Genomic DNA, 19,665 nt, shown 5'->3' with positions numbered 1-19,665 from the left:
ATCTGTCACATCAGTGACGGTCCGGGGGAAAACGCCGCCGGGTGTCGGCTGCGGGTGTCGGCGGGACGTCACCGGGGCGGGGCGGGGGCTGGGGCTGGGGTGGTGTTCCGTGAAACCGTTGTCTTCGTCAACGACCAGACAACGGAATTCCGGAGGGAGAGTCGCCGGGGATGAACTCCAGGTAGGACACGCCCGGCATGGGCAGGTCGAACGTGGTGGTGACCGTGCCGTCGGCCGCGGTGGCGTCCGGTTCGGGGAGCACCGCCAGCCCGTTCGCGGCGCGCAGCGCGTCCCACTGCGCCGGGCCGTCGGGCCAGTCGGCGCCGGCGCCCAGCTCGCGCCGGACCGCGCGGACGTTGGAGTGCGCCTCGTCGATCCGGTGGTGGACCACCGCGTAGGCGTCGGCGGTCAGCCCCTGAAGGGTCAACGTGACCTGGCGACCGAGGAGTTCGCTGCCGCCGACCCGGCTGTAGTCCAGGGTGCCGTTCCACACCAGGACGCCGACCCGGCCGTCGTCGTGGCGGGCGGCCAGGGTCTGCACCAGGCTGCCGGCGCCGTCACCGGTGACCCGGGCGACGAGTTCGTGGTCACCGAGGCGTTCGGCCGGCGACAGCGCGGCGAAGACGGAGTCGCCGACCTCGTTGAAGTGGGTGGGCCTCGGGCCCCACTCGGGTCACCACAGCTTCAGGTCCTCGCGGCCGTGCCGGGCGAGGATCGGCCGCAGGTCCAGCGGCGCGGTGCCGAAGACGTGGGCGGCGACGAAGTCGATGGGCGCGCCGGAGGTGTCGAGGCCGTAGCGCTCGACCAGGTGCGCGGTCAGGTCGCGGATCAGCGCCTGCCAGCGGTCCCAGTCCTCGGGCGGTGAGATGACGGCGTGGTAGCCGCAGACGGTCTTGTCCGGGTGGCGGGCCAAGTCCCTCGGCATGATGGCCAGTTCGACGACCGGGCGCAGGCCGAGGGCCATGACCTCGTCGTAGAACCGGTCGACGCCGGTGAAGTCGTGGACGGGTTCGCCGTCGCGTTCGCGGTAGACGCCGAGGTCGTCGCCGAGGATGGCGTGCGCGCACGGTCCGCACGCCGAAGTGCCCGACGGACAGCCGCAGCACCTCGCGCAGTTCGTCGCCAATGACCTGGCCGCCCGTCAGGTCGTCGCACAGCAGGTGGCTCAGGTGCTCGGAGCCGATCATCGGCCGCCACGGGCGCGGGAGCCGCCGGACCGTCTCGCCGGCCGCGGCGGTGACGGCGACGGTGGCGTGGCCGTCGGGCAGCGCGGTGGCGGGCACCGGTGCGGACAGCGACCCGCTGACGAGCGCGTCGGCGACCGCGTACCAGTGGCCGGCGCCGGGGGACGTGGACCACCGGCATCCGGCCGGCCAGGCGCTCCGGCGTCGCGCTGTCCACCGTGTGCGCGAGCACCGCCAGTCCCGCAGCGGCCGACCACCATCGACAGCGTGTCGCGGTCGTCGTCGGCGTGGCCGGCGGCGATGAGCACCGCGAACCCTGAGCGCCGCGCGGCGCGTTCCATGCCGCGGATCACCTCGTCGTACCAGTACATCGCGTCGCTCTCCACGATGTCCTGGTCCCCGACCGGGTCCGGGAAGCACAACCCCAGGTTGGCCAGGTTCTGCGCCGCCGCGCTGGGCAGGTGGCCGAGTTCGGCGACCGCGGCCAGCACCTTCGTCCGCGTCTCCGGCCGCGTTTCCAGCCGCACCCGGTCGTTCCCGGCCAGCACGCGGGAGACCGAGGCCGTCGACACGCCTGCCAGCGCGGCGACCTCGTACACGGTGGGCATCTCCCGCACCGGACGACCTCCCCGCGTCGTACCGGGATGCGCCGCTTCGTCGCCGCGACCCGCTTACGCGCCTATGCGCCTATGCGCCTATGCAAGCGCGTACACGGATACCGGCCGCCCGGTCGCGGAGTCGTAAAGCCCCGAACCGGCAAACGTTTCCGCCTCGCCATCCACCCGGCCAACCGGCCGGTTTCGGCGGCCGGAAGCGCCCGTTCTTCGCGCGCTTCGGCATGGTCAAGCAGCGATTGCCCCATATGCCGATCCGGTCAGATCCCTTGACGGCGGTCAGATAAACCGCTTTAGTCAGCGGCTGAGCAACGCTGCCGTCACGGGAAAACGGACGGGGAACGGGCAGCGGACGCGACGACGCGAGGACGACGCGAGGAGGAGACCGATGGCCGCAGCCGGGAAACGGCCGACGATCGCGGATGTGGCGCGACTGGCCGGAGTGTCACCGAGCGCGGTGTCGTTCGCGTTCAACAACCGGCCCGGACTGTCGGACGAGACGCGGGCGCGCATCCTGTCGGCCGCCGAACGGGTCGGCTGGCAGCCGAGCCGGACGGCACGGGCGCTGTCGCGGGGACGGGCCGGCGCGCTCGGCCTGGTGCTGACCCGCGAGCCGGAACTCATCGGCGCCGACCCGTTCTTCTCCACCTTCATCGCCGGCGTCGAATCGGTGCTGACCGCCCGCGGCCACGGGCTGATGCTCAACGTGGCCGCCCCGGCCCAGGAGGCCGCGACCTACCGGCGGCTGGCGGCCGACCGGCGGGTGGACGGCGTGCTCATCACCGACCTGCGGGTCGGCGATCCGCGCCCGGCCCTGGTCACCGCCCTGCGGATGCCCGCGGTGGTGGTCGGCGACCGGGAGTTCTGCGGCGGCCTGTGCTCGGTCGACCTCGACGACCGGCCGGCCTTCGCCGAGGCCGTCGACCACCTCGCGCGGCTCGGGCACCGGCGGATCGCGCACGTGGCCGGCCCCGCCGAGTTCCGGCACGCGCAGCGGCGCCGCGAGGCGTGGGCGGCGGCGCTGACCGCGGCCGGCCTGCCGCAAGGACCCGTTTTAACCGGCGGATTCAGCGCCGAGGGCGGCGCGCGGGCCACCCGGGAACTGCTGGCGCTGACCCCGCGCCCCACCGCGGTCGTCTACGCCAACGACCTGTCCGCCATCGCCGGCATCGCCGTCGCCCAGGAGGCCGGGTTCGCGGTCCCCGGCGACCTGTCGGTGGTGGGCTACGACGACACCCCGCTGGCGGCGTACACCCACCCGCGCCTGACCACCGCCCGCGCCGACATCCACCGCTGGGGCGCGGTCGCCGCGCAGACCCTGCACACCGTCATCGAACGCGGCACCGCCCCGCACGTCGCCCTCGACCCGTCGACGCTGACGCTCCGCGAGTCGACGGGCCCGGCACCGGGGCGGTAGCACCGAGGGGGTGGCCTCCGGCGGTGCGACCGGGCGGCGGTGCGGCGGTGCGACTTTCGGCGGCTGACGTCGGCGGCCTCCGGCGCATCCGGTGACCTTCGGCGGCCGGACGTCGTCACTGCCTCCGGCGCGCCGGACCCCGGCGGCAGCACCTCCGCCCCGGCGGGGCGACCGCCCGAGGCCGGCCCCGGGATCGGCCCGCGCCGGCCCCGCGATCGGCCCGGGACCGGCACCGCCCGGTCGCCCCGCCGCCCCGCACGCCCGCACCCTCACACCGCTCAACACCCGCACCGGCCGCCCCCGCACCGGTCAACGCCCGCACCCCGCAACAGCGTCGGCACCCCCACACCTCCGACACCCCCGACACCCCCGCAGGAGCCCACCCCCGCAGGAGGCATCCCCCGCCGAAAGCCGCCCCGCCGGAGGCATCCCCCGCAGGAGCCCACCCCGTTCCAAGCGTCCCCCACCCGCCCGGCGACGGAGCCCGGCGGACGACAGTTTGGAGAGTTCCGTGTTCCGCAGAACCGCACTGGCGCTGGTGGCGCTGGGACTGGTCGCCGCGACCAGTTCGTGCGCCAGGTCCGGCCCCGACCCGGCGGTGGCCGACACCTCGCGCGGGCCGATCACCGTCTGGCTGTCCGACAACGCCCAGGAGATCGGCTGGGGCAACGCGATGGTGGCCGACTGGAACCGGCAGCACCCCGACCAGAAGGTCACCGCGCGGCAGATCCCGGCGGGCAAGACCTCCGAGGAGGCGGAGTCCGCGTCGATCATCGCCGGCAACAGCGCCTGCCTGGTCTTCAACGGCTCGCCCGCCTCCGTACCGCAGTTCCAGCAGCAGGCCGGGCTGGTCGCGCTCAACACCTTCCCGGGCGCCGCGGCCTACATCAAGGCCCGCACCGGCGCGCGGGCGGCCCAGTACGAGTCGGCCGACGGCGAGTTCTACCAGATGCCGTGGAAGACCAATCCGGTGATGATCCTCTACAACAAGAAGATCTTCGCCAAGGCCGGCATCGACCCGGACCACCCGGACCTGACCACCTACGCGCGGTTCGTCGCGGCGTCGAAGAAGATCGTCTCCAGCGGCGCCGCCCCGTCGGCGATCTGGCCGTCGCCCGCCTCGGACTTCTTCCAACCCTGGTACGACTACTACCCGGCTTTCATCGCCCAGTCGCACGGCCAGCCGCTGGTCAAGGACGGCAAGCCGCAGTTCGACTCACCGGCCGGCCGGGCGGCGATGGACTTCTGGAACACCCTGTACCGCGACAAGCTCGCCCCGCAGGAGGCCTACCCCGGCGACGCGATGGCCGAGGGCAGGACCGCGATGGCGACCGTCGGCCCGTGGGCGATCGCCGCCTACCAGGGCAAGGTCGACTGGGGCGTGATGCCGGTGCCGACGCAGAACGGCATGCCGGCCGATCAGGTGCACACCTTCAGCGACGAGAAGTCGGTCGACATGTTCACCGCCTGCAAGAACCGGCTGACCGCCTGGGACGTGCTGAAGTTCGCCACCTCCGAGCAGCAGGACGGCAAGCTGCTCTCGGCCACCGGGCAGATGCCGATGCGCACGAACCTGCTGGGCACCTACGCCTCGTGGTTCGCCAGGAACGCCGGCTACCGGCCCTTCGCCGACGCCGCCTCGCGCACCGTCGAGGTCCCCGACGTCGCCGGCTCCATCGACATGTGGCAGGAGTTCCGCGACGACTACAGCCGGTCCGTGATCTTCGGCAAGCAGTCGCCGGACGCGGCCCTGCACGAGGCCTCCGTGAAGATCTCCAAGATCCTCGCAGAATACTGAGGTAGCCCGATGTCCACCGCAACCGCCACCGCGCCGCGCTCCCCCGCCCCCGGCCGCCCGCCCGCGACCGCGGACCGCCGCCGCCGCTTCCTGCCGCGCGTCGGCCACTGGTTCGTCACGCCCTACGTGGTCTTCCTGCTGGTCGTCTTCGCCTACCCGCTGCTGTACAACCTGTGGATCTCCTTCCACCGCTTCTACTTCACCGCGCCCGGCGCCCACGTGCCGAGCCGGTGGGTGGGGTTCGCCAACTACCGCGACGTCTTCGCCGACCCGGTGGTCCGCAAGTCGTTCGTCAACATCGGGATCTTCCTGGTCATCAACGTGCCGCTGACCGTGGTGCTGGCCCTGGTGCTGGCCGCCGCGCTCAACGCGAAGCTGCCGTTCCGCGGCTTCTTCCGGGCCGCGTTCTACCTGCCGTACGTCACCGCGTCGGTGGCGCTGGTGGCCGTGTGGTCGTTCCTGTTCGGCTCCGACGGGCTGGTCGACAAGGTCCTCGGCCCGCTGGCCCCGGACCCGTCCTGGCTGGTCAACTCCACCTGGGCGATGCCGGTGCTGGCGTTCTTCGTGACCTGGAAGCAGCTGGGCTTCTTCGTGATGCTCTACCTCGCCGCGCTGCAGAACGTCTCCGGCGAGCTGTACGACGCCGCCTCGGTGGACGGCGCCGACACGCTGCGCACGTTCCTCAGCGTCACGGTGCCGGGGGTGCGGCCGGCCACCACGGTGGTGACGGTCTTCGCGATCATCACCGGCTCCAACCTGTTCACCGAGCCGTACCTGCTCACCGGCGGCGGCGGTCCGGCCGACGCGTCGGTCTCGCCGGTGCTGGTGATGTACCAGAAGGGCATCGAACAGGCCCACCCCGACTTCGCCGCCGCGCTCGGCGTGGTGCTGGTCGTCCTGGTCGTCGCGCTGTCGCTGATCGCCCGCCGCTTCACCGAGAAGGGAGACTGACCATGACCGCCTCCGTCGCGGAACGGCCCACCGCTCCCCGCTCCCCCGCCACCGCGCCCGGCCGGCCCGAACGCGCCGGGCTGCGGCCGGCCCGGCTCGCCGTGCTGCTCGTCGCCGCTGTGGCGTTCCTCTTCCCCTTCTACTACATGATCGTCGGATCGCTCCAGAAGACGCCGGACTCCACGATCGCCGGCGCGGTGCCGCACCCGTCGAACACCACCGGCGCCGACTACTCCCAGATCGACAGCGCGATCCACCTGGGCCGCTCGCTGCTCAACTCCGGCATCTTCACCATCGGCGTGCTGCTGTGCACCCTGGTCTTCGGCCTGATGGCCGGCTACGCCCTGGCCCGGCTGAGGTTCGCCGGCCGCTCCAGCCTGCTGACCTCGCTGATCCTGGTGCAGGCCGTGCCGTTCCAGCTGCTGGTGCTGCCGCTGTACGTGCTGATCGTGCGCGACTACGGGCTGGGCGACAACTACCTCGGGATGATCCTGCCGTTCGCGATCAACTCCACCGCGGTCTTCGTCTTCCGGCAGTTCTTCGTGCAGATTCCCGCGGAGATGTTCGAACAGGCCCGCATCGACGGCGCCGGCGAACTGACCGTCCTGTGGCGGATCGCGATACCCGTGGCCCGCCCGGCGATCCTCACCGGCGTGCTGCTGACCTTCATCGGCCCGTGGAACGAGTTCCTGTGGCCGTTCCTGGTGACCAAGGACCAGAACATGGAACCCCTGGCGGTGTCGCTGGCGAACTTCACCAGCAACCTCCAGGCCACCCTGGTCGCCAACCCCACCGGCGGCATCATGGCCGCCGCCGTGATCCTGGCGATCCCGGCCGTGGTGCTGTTCCTGGTCTTCCAGCGCCACTTCACCTCCACCCACATCGACGCCGGAGTCAAAGGCTGATGTCTTCCACCAGCGCCCCCGTGCCCCCCGTTCCCTACCGCCTCACCCGCGTCGGCGTGGTGATGTCCCCGCTGCCCGGTGCGGCCGACGAGACCGAGGGCGTCCTCAACCCCGCCTCCGGCCGCACCCCCGACGGCACCCTGCACCTGCTGCCCCGGCTGGTGTCCGACGGCAACGTCTCGCGGGTCGGGCTGGCCGAGGTCATCCTGATCGACGGCGTCCCGACCGGCGTCGAACGGCGCGGCGTGGTGCTGGCGCCCGACGCGGGCTGGGAACGCGGCAAGAACAACGCCGGCGTCGAGGACCCGCGGGTCACCTGGATCCCCTCCCTCGGCCGCTACGTGATGAGCTACGTCGCCTACGGGCCGCTCGGCCCCAAGCCGGCCGTGGCCCTGTCCACCGACCTGACGGACTGGCGGCGGCTCGGCCCGGTCCAGTTCGCCTACCAGCCGGACCTGGACACCGACCTGAACCTGTTCCCCAACAAGGACGTCGTCCACTTCCCCGAACCGGTGCCCGGCCCGGACGGCGAGCCGAGCTACGCGATGCTGCACCGGCCGATGTGGGACCTGGGCTGGTTCCGGCCCGGTGAGGGCGTCCACCTGCCGGCCGGCCTGACCGACGAACGGCCCGGCATCTGGATCTCCTACGTGCCGGCCGCCGAGGCCGAGGCCGACATCACCGCGCTGACCCGGCCGCGCCACCACCGGCTGGTCGCCTTGTCGCAGCACCCGTGGGAGGAGCTGAAGATCGGCGCCGGACCGGCCCCGATCCGGGTGGAGGAGGGCTGGCTGCTGATCCACCACGGCGTCTCCGGCTCGATCGACGACCCGTTCGCCCCGCAGCAGGAGGTCAGCTACGCGGCCGGCGCGATGATCCTCGACCCGGCCGACCCCGGCCGGGTGCTGGCCCGCTCCACCGAGCCGCTGATGGCACCGAGCACCGAGCAGGAGACCAACGGCACCGTGCCCAACGTCGTCTTCCCGACCGCCATCGAGGAGATCGACGGGCAGCGCTTCGTCTTCTACGGCATGGCCGACGCGCACATCGGCGTGGCCCGCCTGGACCGGATCGACGGCTGATGGGGCGCCCGCCGCAATCCGGTCCGCCGGGGCCGGGGTTGCCGAGCTGCGGTGCGTTCGGCGTGTTCGGCGTGTTCGGCGCGTTCGGCGCGTTCGGCGCGTTCGGCGCGTTCGGCGCGTTCGTGGACGCCGTCGCGGTCGCCACCCCGCCCGGCACGCACGCCGCCCTGTCGGTCGCCGCGCCGGCGGCCGGCCGGCCGGTCGACACCGTGGTGGCCACCGCCGTTCACTCCCGCGGCGCGGTCGCCACCCGCCCCCGCTCCTTCACCCACGCGGGCCCGACCGCGGTCGCGGTCGCCGAGGCGGCCACCCGGTCGGCGGCGAACGGGCACGTGATGACGGTGGAGGTGCCGTGACCCGGCCGGCGGCGGCCACCCCCTGGTGGCGGGACGCGGTCTGCTACGAGCTGTACCCGCGGGCCTTCGCCGACGCCGACGGTGACGGGGTCGGCGATCTGCCGGGCGCCGCACGCCGGCTGGACCACCTGGCGTGGCTCGGTGTCGACGCGGTGTGGATCACCCCGTTCTACCCTTCCCCGCTGGCCGACGCCGGCTACGACATCGCCGACCACACCGCCGTCGCCCCCGAACTGGGCGGCGACCCGGGGTTCACCGCGCTGGTGGAACGGGCGCACGCGCTGCACCTGAAGGTGCTGATCGACCTGGTGCCCAACCACGTCTCCGACCGGCACCCGTGGTTCCGGGCCGCGCTGGCCGCCGGCCCCGGCGCCCCGCAGCGCGACCGCTTCCTGTTCCGGGCCGGGCGCGGCGCCGGCGGCCACCTCCCGCCGAACGACTGGCGGTCCGCGTTCGGCGGCCCGGCGTGGACCCGGGTGACCGAACCCGACGGCACCCCGGGCGCGTGGTACCTGCACCTGCACGCCGCCGAACAGCCCGACCTCGACTGGCGCGACCCCGAGGTGGTCGGCGACTTCGAACGGACCCTGCGGTACTGGCTGGACCGGGGGGCCGACGGTTTCCGGATCGACGTCGCGCACGCGCTGTTCAAGGAGCCCGGCCTGCCCGACGCCGGCCCCGGCCAGCACACCGACCTGTCCCGCAACCACCTGCTGCCCTACTACGACCGCGACGAGCTGCACCCGCTCTTCCGCTCCTGGCGTGCCGTGCTCGACTCCCACCCGGCCCCGCCCGGCGCCGTCGCCCCCGCCGACCGGCTCCTGGTCGCCGAGGCCGCCGTCTTCGACGCCGGCCGCCTCGCGCGCTACGTGCGGCCCGGCGAGATGAACCAGACCTTCACCTTCGACCTGCTCGAATGCGGCTGGCACGCCGGCGAGATCCGCGCGGTCGCCGAGCGCTCGGCCGCCGCGATGGCCAGCGTCGGCGCCCCCGTCACCTGGGTGCTTTCCAGCCACGACGCGATCCGCCCGGTGACCCGCTACGGCGGCGGACCGGCCGGCCTGCGGCGCGCCCGCGCGGCGGCCCTGCTCATGCTGGCGCTGCCGGGGGCGGCGTACGTCTACCAGGGCGAGGAACTCGGCCTTCCACAGGCCGAGTTGCCCGACTCCGCCCTGCGCGATCCGCTGTGGGAACGCTCCGGCCACCGCGAACGCGGCCGCGACGGCGCCCGGGTCCCGCTGCCCTGGCAGGGCGACGAGCCGCCCTACGGCTTCTCCACCGCGGCGCCGTCCGCCTGCTGGTTCCCCCAGCCGCCGGACTGGGGACCGCTGTCGGTCGCGGCGCAGCGCTGCGACGCCGCCTCGACACTGCGGCTGTACCGGTGGGCGTTGCGTCTTCGGCGCGAACTGCTTTCCGGCGGTGGCTCGTTGACCTTCGACGGGCCGCCGGGCGGCGACCTGCTGTCGTTCCCGATGGGCGACGGTACGGCCCGCTGCCTGGTCAACTTCGGCCCGGACCCGGTGCCGTTGCCGGACGGCGCGGAACTGCTGGTCGCCAGCGCCGCGTTGACGGCCGACGACCGGATACCGACGGACACCGCGGTGTGGGTGACGCTCCCCCAGCGCTGAGACCCGGCGGTGCGACGACCGGCCGGCAGCGACCGGCCCGCGGCGACCGGCCGGGACACGCTGTCACCGTCCGTACACCATCCGGAACCGTCGCGTACCGCGCCGGTCGTACGGGTGCTACGCCTGGGCACCGGGCCGCGCGGCGAACATACTCGTCAGCAGGCTACTTGAGCAGAATCACCCGCCGTCCACGACGGGAACGGTCTTGGCCCATGTTTGACTTATAGGGTGAAATACCTCTGAAGCGTCAGAAGCCGGATCTTCTCGGGCCTAACCTTCACGCAACGAATCCGACGCGATACGTGGAGGTGGGCCCCAAGTGGCCGCTACGGAACCGGAACCGCCCCAGTCGTGGAAGTACTGCGGCGAACAGATCAAGCTCTGGCGCACCAGGGCCGGCGTCAGCCGCGAGGAACTGGGAAAAGAGGCGGGCTACGCATACGAGACCGTTTCATCGATGGAAGTGGGCCGTCGCCGGCCGTCGAAGCGCCTGCTGACCGTGGCCGACCAGATGTGCCGCGCGGGCGGATTCCTGGTGGCGGCCGACAAGTTCCTGACGCCGGAGAAGTTCCCGCTGCGCTCGATGGAATTCATGCACAACGAGGCGGAAGCAGTCGTGCTGCATTCCTACGAAGCGCTCCTGATTCCGGGGCTGTTGCAGACCGAGGCATACACGCGTTCGCTGATCCACGAATACTTTCCGCCACTCGACGACGAGACGATCGACGAACGGGTCAGGGCCCGCCTGCACCGGCAGGAGAAGCTCACCGCCACCCCGCCCACCCTGTTCAGCTTCGTGGTCTACGAACCGGCCCTGCGCTCGCACGTCGCCGACCGGGACATCCTGCGCGAGCAGCTCCACCACCTGCTGCGCGTGCGGCAGTTGCGCAACGTCTCCCTCCAGGTGCTGCCGGCCGACCGCGGCTCGACGCAGGCGCTGTACGGGCCGGTGGTGCTGCTGGAGAACAAACACCACGAGAAATTCGCCTACGTCGAAGCACAGGGTTCGAGTTTCCTGCACAGCGACGCCGGGAAAGTCAGTGCATTGACGGAGACCTATGGAATGATCCGCATGCAGGCCCTCGACGTGGAGGAGTCGGCACGGTTCATTTCCGAGTTGGCGGAGGAACTATGAACACCGAGTTGGCGTGGTTCACATCCACTTACAGCGACGGCGAGGGCGGCAACTGCGTCGAGGTCGCCGCGGCCCCCGCGACCGTTCACGTGCGTGACTCCAAGGACCGGTCCGGCCCGCTGCTGGCGTTCGCGCCGGACGCCTGGACCGCTTTCGTGGCGTTCGCCCGCACCCACGCGGTGTAGCCCCACCGCACCCGTCGCCCCCACGGCCCGCGTCGGCGGTGGGGGCGTACCGTTGTCCGGCGAACCGTTGACTGGTCGTTGTTACCGTCAACGTTGTCGTAGTCAACAACCAGTCAACGAAAGGGCGGAGAGGCACCGACGATGCGCCGCGTTCCGACCCCGGTCACCTCCGGCCGCCGTGGCACCGCCTGCGCCGGACGCCTCGGGGGCCGGGCGTGACGCCGCTGGAGCGGCTGCGCGCATCGGCCCGGCGCACCCGGGAGTCGGCGCGGGACCGCCCGCTCACCGGCCGCACGCACGACGACGCGGACGAGGACACCGGGACCTTCGCGACGGACAGCGCGGCCGGCTTCGACCCGTTCCCGCTGCTGCGCGCGCTCGACGCGGCCGGCGCGCGGGTCGTGGTCATCGGGCAGTGCGCGGGCATCATGCACGGCTCGGCCGAACCGACCGGCGATCTCGACCTGCTGTGGGACGGCGCCCCGGCCGGGGCCGGGGCGCTGACCGCCGCGTTCAGCGCGGTGGCCGCCCGCCTGCTCGACGAAGCGGGCCGGCCGGTCCCCCTCGCCCCGGCGGCGTTCCGGCTGCCGAAGGTGCGGTTCGCCGCCGCGTCCGTCGGCGGCGACCTGTGCACCCCCGCCCTGCGCTGGGGCCTGGCGGTCGGCGGCTTCCTCGACCGCGCGCACACCACCACCGCCGCGGACGGCCTCACCGTCCGCTACCTGCGCCGTGACGACCTGATCCGCATGCGCCGCGCGTCCGCCCGCCCCAAGGACCTGCGCCGCGCCGGCGAACTGTCCCGCCTGCCGGACTGACAGCGGCAGCGGCGGAGCCGGCGGTCACTTCCCCGGCGTGCTCGCGGCGGCGCGGCGCGGGAGGTCGAGGTAGGACAGCAGTTCGCGGGCGGCCGGGGCCGTGCGGTCCTCGTCGGGGAGGGCGACGGAGACCTGCCAGAGGTGCTGGTCGCCGTCGAGGGGGACGGCGCGCAGGGCGGCGGCCTGCTCCTTGGCGCGGAAGTGGCGCGGCACGACGGCGACGCCGAGGCCGTGGCCGACCAGGTCGAGCAGGGTGTGGACGTCGTTGACCTCCAGGTCGACCCGGCGTTCCACCCCGGCGGCGGCGAACGCCCGGTCGGTGACACCGCGGGCACCCCAGTCGCCGTGGAAGTCCACGAACGGCTCGCCGGCCAGCTTGGCCCACGCGACGCGTTCCTCGCCGGCCAGCGGGTGGTCGGGGTGGCACAGCAGCACCATCGGCTCGCACTCCAGCGGCAGCAGCCGCACCCCGTCCGGCACCGGGCCGGCCAGTGAGACGAACGCCAGGTCCAGCCGCCCGGCCTGCACGTCCTCCGCGAGACCGGCCGACCCCGCCTGCCGCAGCCGGATCTCCACCTGCGGGTGCGCCGAGCGGAACCGGGCCAGCAGCGCGGGCACGTGCACGCCGACCAGGCACTGCTCGGTGCCGACCGCCAGCGAGCCGCGCAGCAGCCCCTGCACCGCGGCGACCGCCTCCCGGGCGGCCCTGACGCAGGACAGCGTCCGGTTCGCCTCGGTCAGCAACGCCCGTCCGGCGCCGGTGAGTTCGACGCTGCGGGTGCTGCGGACGAACAGCCGGGCGCCCAGTTCGCGCTCCAGCGAGCGCACCGACGCCGACAGCCCGGACTGCGAGACCATGAGGCGTTCGGCGGCGCGGGTGAAGTGGCGTTCCTCGGCGACCGCGACGAAGTACTCCAGATGTCTCAGTTCCACGGTCGGCATCCTAGGCGTGCCACCGGCCCATTCAGCATCCCGGGCACTGAATGCGCCCGGTCTCTGCGGTGGGACAGCTCGCCGGCGGGCCGCCGCGGAAGCGAAGGCACGGACGCAGACGCAGACGGTGACGTCACAGAAGGCGCAGGGGCGGACGGCGAAGGGGCCCGGCGTGACGTACGCCGGGCCCCTTCGTCGGATCTCACGCGCGGGAGGTCACTCCCACTCGATGGTCCCCGGCGGCTTGCTGGTGATGTCGAGCACGACGCGGTTGACGTCGGCGACCTCGTTGGTGATGCGGGTGGAGATGCGGGCCAGCACGTCGTACGGCAGGCGGGACCAGTCGGCGGTCATGGCGTCCTCGGAGGAGACCGGGCGCAACACGATCGGGTGACCGTAGGTGCGGCCGTCGCCCTGGACGCCGACCGAGCGGACGTCGGCCAGCAGCACGACCGGGCACTGCCAGATGTCGCGGTCCAGGCCGGCCGCGGTCAGCTCCTCGCGGGCGATGGCGTCGGCCTCGCGCAGCAGGTCGAGCCGCGGGCCGTTGACCTCGCCGATGATCCGGATGCCCAGGCCGGGACCGGGGAACGGCTGGCGCCAGACGATCTCCGACGGCAGGCCGAGTTCCTCGCCGACCTTGCGGACCTCGTCCTTGAACAGCTGGCGCAGCGGTTCGACCAGCTGGAACTGGAGGTCCTCGGGGAGGCCGCCGACGTTGTGGTGCGACTTGATGTTGGCGGTGCCGGTGCCGCCGCCGGACTCGACGACGTCCGGGTAGAGGGTGCCCTGCACCAGGAACTCCACCGCTTCGCCGTGCTCGCCGGCCTCGGCGACGACCTCGGAGGCGGCCTGCTCGAAGACCCGGATGAACTCCCGGCCGATGATCTTCCGCTTCTCCTCCGGGTCGGTCCGCCCGGCCAGCGCGGTCAGGAACCGCTCCTGGGCGTCGACGACCTTCAGCCGCACGCCGGTGGCGGCCACGAAGTCCTTCTCGACCTGTTCGGCCTCGCCCTTGCGCAGCAGGCCGTGGTCGACGAAGACGCAGGTCAGCTGGTCGCCGACGGCCTTTTGCACCAGGGCCGCGGCGACCGCGGAGTCCACGCCGCCGGACAGGCCGCAGATGACGCGCTTGTCGCCGACCTGCCGCTGGATCGCGGCGACCTGCTCCTCGACCACGTTGTGGGTGGTCCAGGTCGGCTCGATGCCGGCGCCGCGGTACAGGAAGTGCTCCAGGACCTGCTGGCCGTGCGTGGTGTGCATGACCTCCGGGTGGTACTGCACGCCGTACAGCCGGCGCTCGTCGTCCTCGAAGGCGGCGACCGGCACGGAGTCGGTGGAGGCGGTGACGGCGAAGCCCTCGGGGGCGGCCGAGCACGCGTCGCCGTGCGACATCCACACCGACTGCTCGGCCGGGGTGCCCTCGAACAGCGTCGAGCCGGTCAGGCCGACGGCGAGCGGGGTGCGGCCGTACTCGCGGCGCCCGTTGTTGTCGACGGTGCCGCCGAGGGTGATCGCCATCAGCTGGAATCCGTAGCACATGCCGAAGACCGGGACACCGGCCTCGAACAGCGCGCGGTCGATGGCCGGGGCGCCCGGCGCGTAGACGGAGGAGGGGCCGCCGGACAGGATGATGGCCCTGGGGCGCTTCGCCAGCATCTCGGCGACCGGCATGGTGCTCGGGACGATCTCGCTGTAGACCCGGGCCTCCCGGACCCGGCGGGCGATGAGCTGTGCGTACTGCGCGCCGAAGTCGACGACCAGCACGGTCTCGGGGGGAGCGGGGGTCGCTGATGCCACGGGCGGCCTTCCGGCGGTTCTTGCACGGTTCACGGGAATGGCGCAATTCTACCGGTGCGGGGAGGGCCCCCGGTCCGCGCCCGGTCCCGGCCGCTCCCGGTCGGTCGGCGGCGGCCGTGTGGCATAGTGGCGGTATGTACAGCGGCACGCACTTCGCGTTTACCTATGGCACCGGCTGGTCCGGCTGCCATGGCCACGCTGTCTGAACGCACCCCAGACATCCCCCAGGCGCCCCGGACCGGTTTCGGTCCGGGGCGCCTGGCGTTCTCCGGTACCGCGAACCGCTCCGGGGGCCGCTCCCCCAGGAGTGACGGACATGACGCCCAGCACCACGCCCCCGGCCGGTACGACGACCGCGGACAGCGCCACGCCCCCGGCCGGCCCGGCGGACCCGGCGACCCCGGCCGGTACGGCGACCCCGGCGGGCCCGGCCGCGGCGGACACCGGCGCGCGCACCGACGCGGCGGTCGGCGCGGTCAGCGCGGACCGGTCGGTGATCGACGACCTCGACCGGCGGATCATCGCCCTGGTCCGGGAACGGATGGCGGTCTCGGCCGGCATCCAGCGCGCCCGGATCGCCTCCGGCGGCCGCCGGATCAGCCTGGCCCGCGAGACCGAGGTCATCGGCACCTACAGCGGCCGCCTGGGCCGGCCGGGCACCGCGCTGGCGATGGCGCTGCTGGAACTGGGCCGCGGCCGGGTGTGACACGGGCCGCGGGGCGGCGGCGGCGCGGCGGGGGGCGGCAGGAGGCGGCGGCGCGGCGGGGCCGGCCGGGGCGGGTAACCCTTTCGAGGCGTGTCACCCGTCCGGCACGTGACCGGTGGGCGCGCGCTTCGTTGAAGGTGTTGCCCGTCCCAATCCAGGGGCGGTCGGCTCGGAGTAACCACGCGTGGAGCCCGCCCAGGCGCAGCTGGGTGGATTCACCGGGGCGATGAGACGTGCCTGGGTTGCGCGTCGTGGGACCTCGCCCCGGTTCACCAGGTGACCGGTCAGCAGGGGACAGCGGCCCGGTCATCGACCGAAAGAAGGCGGTCGGCCCCCGGGGACGCCCGGGACCGGCCGCTCTGCGAACGGCTCGGACCGCCGCTGCCGGTGCGCCACCCGGGGTGACCTTGCTGTCACCCGATCGAGTGCGTCCCGGTGGTTGCGCGGACGGCAGGACATCGCGCACGATGAATACCCGCTGGCCGGTTTTAATCGGTCGGCACCCCCGTGGACCAGCAGTGCGGTCGGCTCTCCCCCCGGCGCCGCCGCCTGCTCCGGCACCCGGCGCCGCCCTGACGCCGCGTGCCCGAAGGGCTCCGCGCCCGGCGCCCCCCGTTAGCGCCGCGCGGAGCCCTTCCACGTACCGTCACGACGACGGCCCGGCGCCGATCGTTTTCGGTCAGCCCCGAGGTTCCGTTTCCGGCTCCGGTTCCGACTCCACTTCTGGCTCCGCCGCCGACTCCGTTTCGGGCTCCACTTCCGGCTCCGTCCGCGCGGCCGGCCGCGCCCTCGGCGGGAGCGCCGGTACCGGGAGCAGGAGGGCGGCGAAGGCGTCCGGGGGGACGACGGGGTGACGGGGGGCGATCGGGGCGAGGCGTACGTAAGCGGCGTCCTGCGCGGGGCGGGGGTCGGCGTCGCCCTTGTTGGGCCACAGCGACATCGCGCGTTCGGCCTGCGCGGTGATCGTCAGCGACGGATTGACGCCGAGGTTGGCGGAGACCGAGGAGCCGTCGACCACGTGGACGCCGGGGTGGCCGAACAGCCGCTGGTAGGGGTCGATGACGCCGTGCTCGGGGTCGGCGGCGATCGGGCAGCCGCCGAGGAAGTGCGCGGTCATCGGGGTGTCGACGATCTCGCCGATGCTGCTGCCGGCGAAGCCGTTGATCTGGGCGGCGACCGCCTTGGCCGCCTCGGCGCCCTCCGGCAGATAGGTCGGGTTGGGCGCGCCGTGACCCTGACGGGCCGTCAGCAGGCCCTTGCCCAGGCCCTTCTGCTTGCGGTACGTGGTCAGCGAGTTGTCGGAGGTCTGCATGACCAGGCCGATGATGGTGCGTTCCGACCACTTGCGGTTCGACAGCGAACGGGCGGTCAGCGAGGGGTGCTTGACGCTGTTGGCCAGGTAGGACAGCCAGCGCGGGCCCCGGCCGCCGTGCGGGACCTGCAGGACCGACAGCGCGCCCATCGCGTTGGAGCCCTTGCCGTAGCGGACCGGTTCGATGTGGGTGTGGTCGTTGGGGTGGACGGAGGAGGTGATCGCCACGCCCTGGGTGAAGTCGGCGCGGGCGGCGCCGTGCGCCGCGCGGTAGCGGCGGTCGGTGGTCTGGGCGCCGACCAGCGACTCGGAGTTGGTCCGGGTCAGCATGCCCAACCGGTCGGAGATGCGCGGCAGTTCGCCCCGGTCGCGGACCGCGTGCAGCAGGGTCTGGGTGCCGTAGGTGCCGGCCGCGACGACCACCTGGCCGGCCCGCAGCACCGCCGGCCTCGCCTTGCGGCGCCGGTCGGTGGGCACGGTGGCGATCCGGTAGCCGCCCTGCGGGTGCTCGGTCAGGCCGACGACGGTGGTCATCGCGCGGACCTCGGCGCCGGCCGACTCCGCGAGGTGGAGGTAGTTCTCCGTCAGGGTGTTCTTCGCGCCGTGCCGGCAGCCCGTCATGCACTCGCCGCACTGGACGCAGGCCCGGCGCGCGGGCCCGGCGCCGCCGAAGTACGGGTCGGGCACCTCGCCGCCCGGGGTGGTGACGCGGTCGCCGGCCGCGTCGTCGGCGTCGCCGAAGAAGACGCCGACCGGGGCGAGGTGGAAGGTGTCGCCGTAGCCCATGCCGTCGGCGGCGGCCTTCAGGTGCAGGTCGGACGGGGTCATCGTGGGGTTGGTCCGCACCCCCAGCATCCGCTTGGCCTGGTCGTAGAACGGCGCCAGCTCATCGGCCCAGTCGGTGATGTGGCCCCACTGGCGGTCGTCGAAGAACGCCTTCGGCGGGACGTAGAGGGTGTTGGCGTAGTTCAGCGAACCGCCGCCCACCCCGGCGCCGGCCAGCACCAGGACGTTGTTGAGCAGGTGGATGCGCTGGATGCCGTACAGGCCGAGCGCGGGCGCCCACAGGTAGTTGCGCACGTCCCAGGAGTTCTTCGGCAGCGTCTCGCGGGTGAAGCGGCGGCCGGCCTCCAGCACGCCGACCCGGTAGCCCTTCTCGGTCAGCCGCAGGGCCGCCACCGAGCCGCCGAAGCCGGACCCGATGACGACCACGTCGTAGTCGAAGCCGTCCGGGCCGCCGGACCCGGCGGCGCTCGCGTTCTCCTCGGTCACGCCATCAGCCTTTCGTAGGTACGGATCGGAACCGCCGTCACCGCAGGCGGAACGTCTTCATCAGCTTCAGGCCCTGGGTCATCAGGGCGGCGTAGCGCTCGTCGGTCATGCCGAGGGCGGGGCCCATCGGCAGCACGCGCTGGGCGGCGACGGTCTGCGGCTCGGTGTACTTCAGGATGCCGTCGGAGCCGTGGCGGCGGCCGAGTCCGGAGTCCTTCATGCCGCCCATCGGCGACTGCACGCTGCCGTAGCCGGCGGCGTAGCCCTCGTTGACGTTGACCGTGCCGGTGCGCAGTGCGGCGGCGATCCGGGCGCCGCGCCGCGCGTCGCGGGTCCACACGCTGGCGTTGAGCCCGTAGGGGGTGGCGTTGGCGCGGGTGACCGCCTGGTCCTCGCTGTCGAAACGGTAGACGGAGACCACCGGGCCGAACGTCTCGTCGCCGCAGACCGCCATCGAGGGGTCGACGCCGTCCAGCACGGTCGGCTCGTAGAAGTACGGTCCGACGTCCGGGCGGGGGCGGCCGCCGGCCAGCACGGTGGCGCCCTTGGCCACCGCGTCGTCCACGTGCCGTGTGACGGCGGCCAGTTGGCGTTCCCCGGCGAGCGAGCCCATGCCGGCGCCGTAGGCCAGCGCGGTGCCGAGCCTGATCTGCCGGGTCAGCGCGGCGAACTTGTCGAGGAAGGCGGTGGCGACGGCGGTGTCGACGTACAACCGCTCGATGGAGACGCACAGTTGGCCGGCCGAGGAGAAGCAGGCGCGCACCGCGCCCTGGGCGGCCTTGTCGAGGTCGGCGTCGGCGAGCACCAGCATGGCGTTCTTGCCGCCGAGTTCGAGGGAGGCGCCGACCAGCCGGGTGGCGGCCTGGGCGGCGACCCGGCGGCCGGTGGCGGTGGACCCGGTGAACGACACGTAGTCCGCCTGCTCGACCACCGCGGGGCCCACCACCGGTCCTTCGCCGATGACGACCTGCCACACGTCGGCCGGCAGGCCGGCCTCGATGAGCTGCTCGCGGGCCCACAGCGCGGTCAGCGCGGTCTCGGTGTCGGGCTTCATGACGACGGCGTTGCCGGCCGCGAAGGCGGGCAGCGCGTCGCCGACGGACAGCTCCAGCGGGTAGTTCCACGGCGCGATCTGGCCGACGACGCCGCGCGGGTGGCGCAGTTCGGTGACCTTCGTCAGCACCGGCAGGGCGCCGGTGTGCCGGCGGGGGCGCAGGTAGCCGGGGGCCTTGATGCCGTAGTGCCGGGCGGCGACCGCGACGGCCTGCACCTCCTCGTGGGCGTGCAGCCGGGCCTTGCCGGTCTCCAGCTGGATGAGGTCGAGCACCTCGGCCTGGCGGCGCAGCACGAGGTCGTGGAAGCGCAGCAGCACGGCGGCACGCTGCCGCACGGGGGTGGCGGCCCAGCCGCGCTGCGCCTGCCGGGCGCGTTCGAACGCCTCGGCGACCTCGCCGGGGGTGGCTTCGGGCAGTTCGGCCAGCTTCTCGCCGGTGAACGGCGCGTGGCTGACGGCGCGTCCACTGCCGGCGACGCCGCGGGTGAGGCGGGCGACGAGCTGCGGGGTCACCACGT

At 73.1% G+C, this 19,665-nt stretch carries 18 protein-coding genes; 11 read left to right on the top strand and 7 right to left on the bottom strand.

Annotated elements, in window-relative coordinates:
* Positions 1 to 127 precede the first annotated feature (127 nt).
* The 3 genes from POF43_RS26020 to POF43_RS26010 form a co-directional block, all read right to left on the bottom strand.
* On the bottom strand, positions 128 to 541 hold the full coding sequence (locus tag POF43_RS26020; protein ID WP_271325473.1) for a hypothetical protein: 414 nt from the start codon (positions 539 to 541) through the stop codon (positions 128 to 130).
* A gap of 132 nt (positions 542 to 673) precedes the next feature.
* Positions 674 to 1,126 (bottom strand): GH39 family glycosyl hydrolase, encoded by a 453-nt coding sequence (locus POF43_RS26015; RefSeq protein ID WP_271325472.1) that lies wholly within the window; start codon positions 1,124 to 1,126, stop codon positions 674 to 676.
* A 57-nt stretch (positions 1,127 to 1,183) separates the two neighbouring features.
* Positions 1,184 to 1,792 carry a LacI family DNA-binding transcriptional regulator gene (locus POF43_RS26010; protein ID WP_271325471.1) on the bottom strand — a complete coding sequence of 203 codons (609 nt, stop codon included), beginning with the start codon at positions 1,790 to 1,792 and terminating at the stop codon, positions 1,184 to 1,186.
* 394 nt (positions 1,793 to 2,186) lie between these two features.
* On the opposite strand from POF43_RS26010, the gene POF43_RS26005 reads away from it, so the two are divergent.
* The 10 genes from POF43_RS26005 to POF43_RS25960 all read left to right on the top strand — a co-directional run bounded on the left by POF43_RS26005 (position 2,187) and on the right by POF43_RS25960 (position 12,070).
* Positions 2,187 to 3,215 (top strand): LacI family DNA-binding transcriptional regulator, encoded by a 1,029-nt coding sequence (locus tag POF43_RS26005; RefSeq protein WP_271317968.1) that lies wholly within the window; start codon positions 2,187 to 2,189, stop codon positions 3,213 to 3,215.
* 511 nt (positions 3,216 to 3,726) lie between these two features.
* Positions 3,727 to 5,013: an extracellular solute-binding protein gene (locus POF43_RS26000; protein ID WP_271323671.1), complete on the top strand. Its 1,287-nt coding sequence runs from the start codon at positions 3,727 to 3,729 to the stop codon at positions 5,011 to 5,013.
* 9 nt (positions 5,014 to 5,022) lie between these two features.
* Positions 5,023 to 5,964, top strand: a complete 942-nt coding sequence (locus tag POF43_RS25995) for a carbohydrate ABC transporter permease (RefSeq protein ID WP_271323670.1) — start codon at positions 5,023 to 5,025, stop codon at positions 5,962 to 5,964.
* Between the two features lie 2 nt (positions 5,965 to 5,966).
* The gene (locus POF43_RS25990; RefSeq protein ID WP_271317186.1) at positions 5,967 to 6,869 is read left to right on the top strand and encodes a carbohydrate ABC transporter permease; all 903 of its coding nucleotides are present in this window, start codon (positions 5,967 to 5,969) and stop codon (positions 6,867 to 6,869) included.
* A complete protein-coding gene (locus POF43_RS25985; protein WP_271323669.1) occupies positions 6,869 to 7,951 on the top strand; it encodes a glycoside hydrolase family 130 protein in 1,083 nt (360 codons plus the stop codon). The genes POF43_RS25990 and POF43_RS25985 overlap by 1 nt, the downstream gene beginning before the upstream one ends.
* 62 nt (positions 7,952 to 8,013) lie before the next feature.
* Entirely contained in the window at positions 8,014 to 8,307 is a 294-nt protein-coding gene (locus POF43_RS25980) for a hypothetical protein (protein WP_271323668.1), read from the top strand.
* The gene (locus POF43_RS25975; protein ID WP_271323667.1) at positions 8,304 to 9,935 is read left to right on the top strand and encodes a glycoside hydrolase family 13 protein; all 1,632 of its coding nucleotides are present in this window, start codon (positions 8,304 to 8,306) and stop codon (positions 9,933 to 9,935) included. Before POF43_RS25980 ends, POF43_RS25975 begins: the two co-directional genes overlap by 4 nt.
* 319 nt (positions 9,936 to 10,254) lie before the next feature.
* Positions 10,255 to 11,070: a helix-turn-helix domain-containing protein gene (locus POF43_RS25970; protein ID WP_271323666.1), complete on the top strand. Its 816-nt coding sequence runs from the start codon at positions 10,255 to 10,257 to the stop codon at positions 11,068 to 11,070.
* A complete protein-coding gene (locus POF43_RS25965; protein WP_271316784.1) occupies positions 11,067 to 11,255 on the top strand; it encodes a DUF397 domain-containing protein in 189 nt (62 codons plus the stop codon). The genes POF43_RS25970 and POF43_RS25965 overlap by 4 nt, the downstream gene beginning before the upstream one ends.
* Before the next feature lie 215 nt (positions 11,256 to 11,470).
* Positions 11,471 to 12,070, top strand: coding sequence for a hypothetical protein (locus POF43_RS25960; protein WP_271323665.1), 600 nt, complete (start codon positions 11,471 to 11,473; stop codon positions 12,068 to 12,070).
* A 24-nt stretch (positions 12,071 to 12,094) separates the two neighbouring features.
* On the opposite strand, the gene POF43_RS25955 is transcribed toward POF43_RS25960, so the two are convergent.
* Complete coding sequence (locus POF43_RS25955) at positions 12,095 to 13,003, bottom strand: LysR family transcriptional regulator (RefSeq protein WP_271323664.1); 909 nt, start codon at positions 13,001 to 13,003, stop codon at positions 12,095 to 12,097.
* 216 nt (positions 13,004 to 13,219) lie between these two features.
* The gene (guaA, locus tag POF43_RS25950) at positions 13,220 to 14,803 is read right to left on the bottom strand and encodes a glutamine-hydrolyzing GMP synthase (protein ID WP_271316787.1); all 1,584 of its coding nucleotides are present in this window, start codon (positions 14,801 to 14,803) and stop codon (positions 13,220 to 13,222) included.
* A 316-nt stretch (positions 14,804 to 15,119) separates the two neighbouring features.
* Here guaA and POF43_RS25945 point away from each other — a divergent pair, with 316 nt between their 5' ends.
* The gene (locus POF43_RS25945; protein WP_303659698.1) at positions 15,120 to 15,509 is read left to right on the top strand and encodes a chorismate mutase; all 390 of its coding nucleotides are present in this window, start codon (positions 15,120 to 15,122) and stop codon (positions 15,507 to 15,509) included.
* A gap of 679 nt (positions 15,510 to 16,188) precedes the next feature.
* Here POF43_RS25945 and POF43_RS25940 read toward each other — a convergent pair.
* On the bottom strand, positions 16,189 to 18,093 hold the full coding sequence (locus tag POF43_RS25940; RefSeq protein WP_282704781.1) for a GMC oxidoreductase: 1,905 nt from the start codon (positions 18,091 to 18,093) through the stop codon (positions 16,189 to 16,191).
* 37 nt (positions 18,094 to 18,130) lie between these two features.
* Positions 18,131 to 19,665: succinic semialdehyde dehydrogenase (locus tag POF43_RS25935; protein ID WP_303659697.1), on the bottom strand; the 1,535-nt coding region annotated here is incomplete at its 5' end.

This window comes from Streptantibioticus silvisoli (genome assembly GCF_027947535.2).
GTDB classification, from domain to species: domain Bacteria; phylum Actinomycetota; class Actinomycetes; order Streptomycetales; family Streptomycetaceae; genus Streptantibioticus_C; species Streptantibioticus_C silvisoli.
Note: the sequence above shows the minus strand (reverse complement) of the source record. Positions and strands in the feature narration are given on the sequence as shown.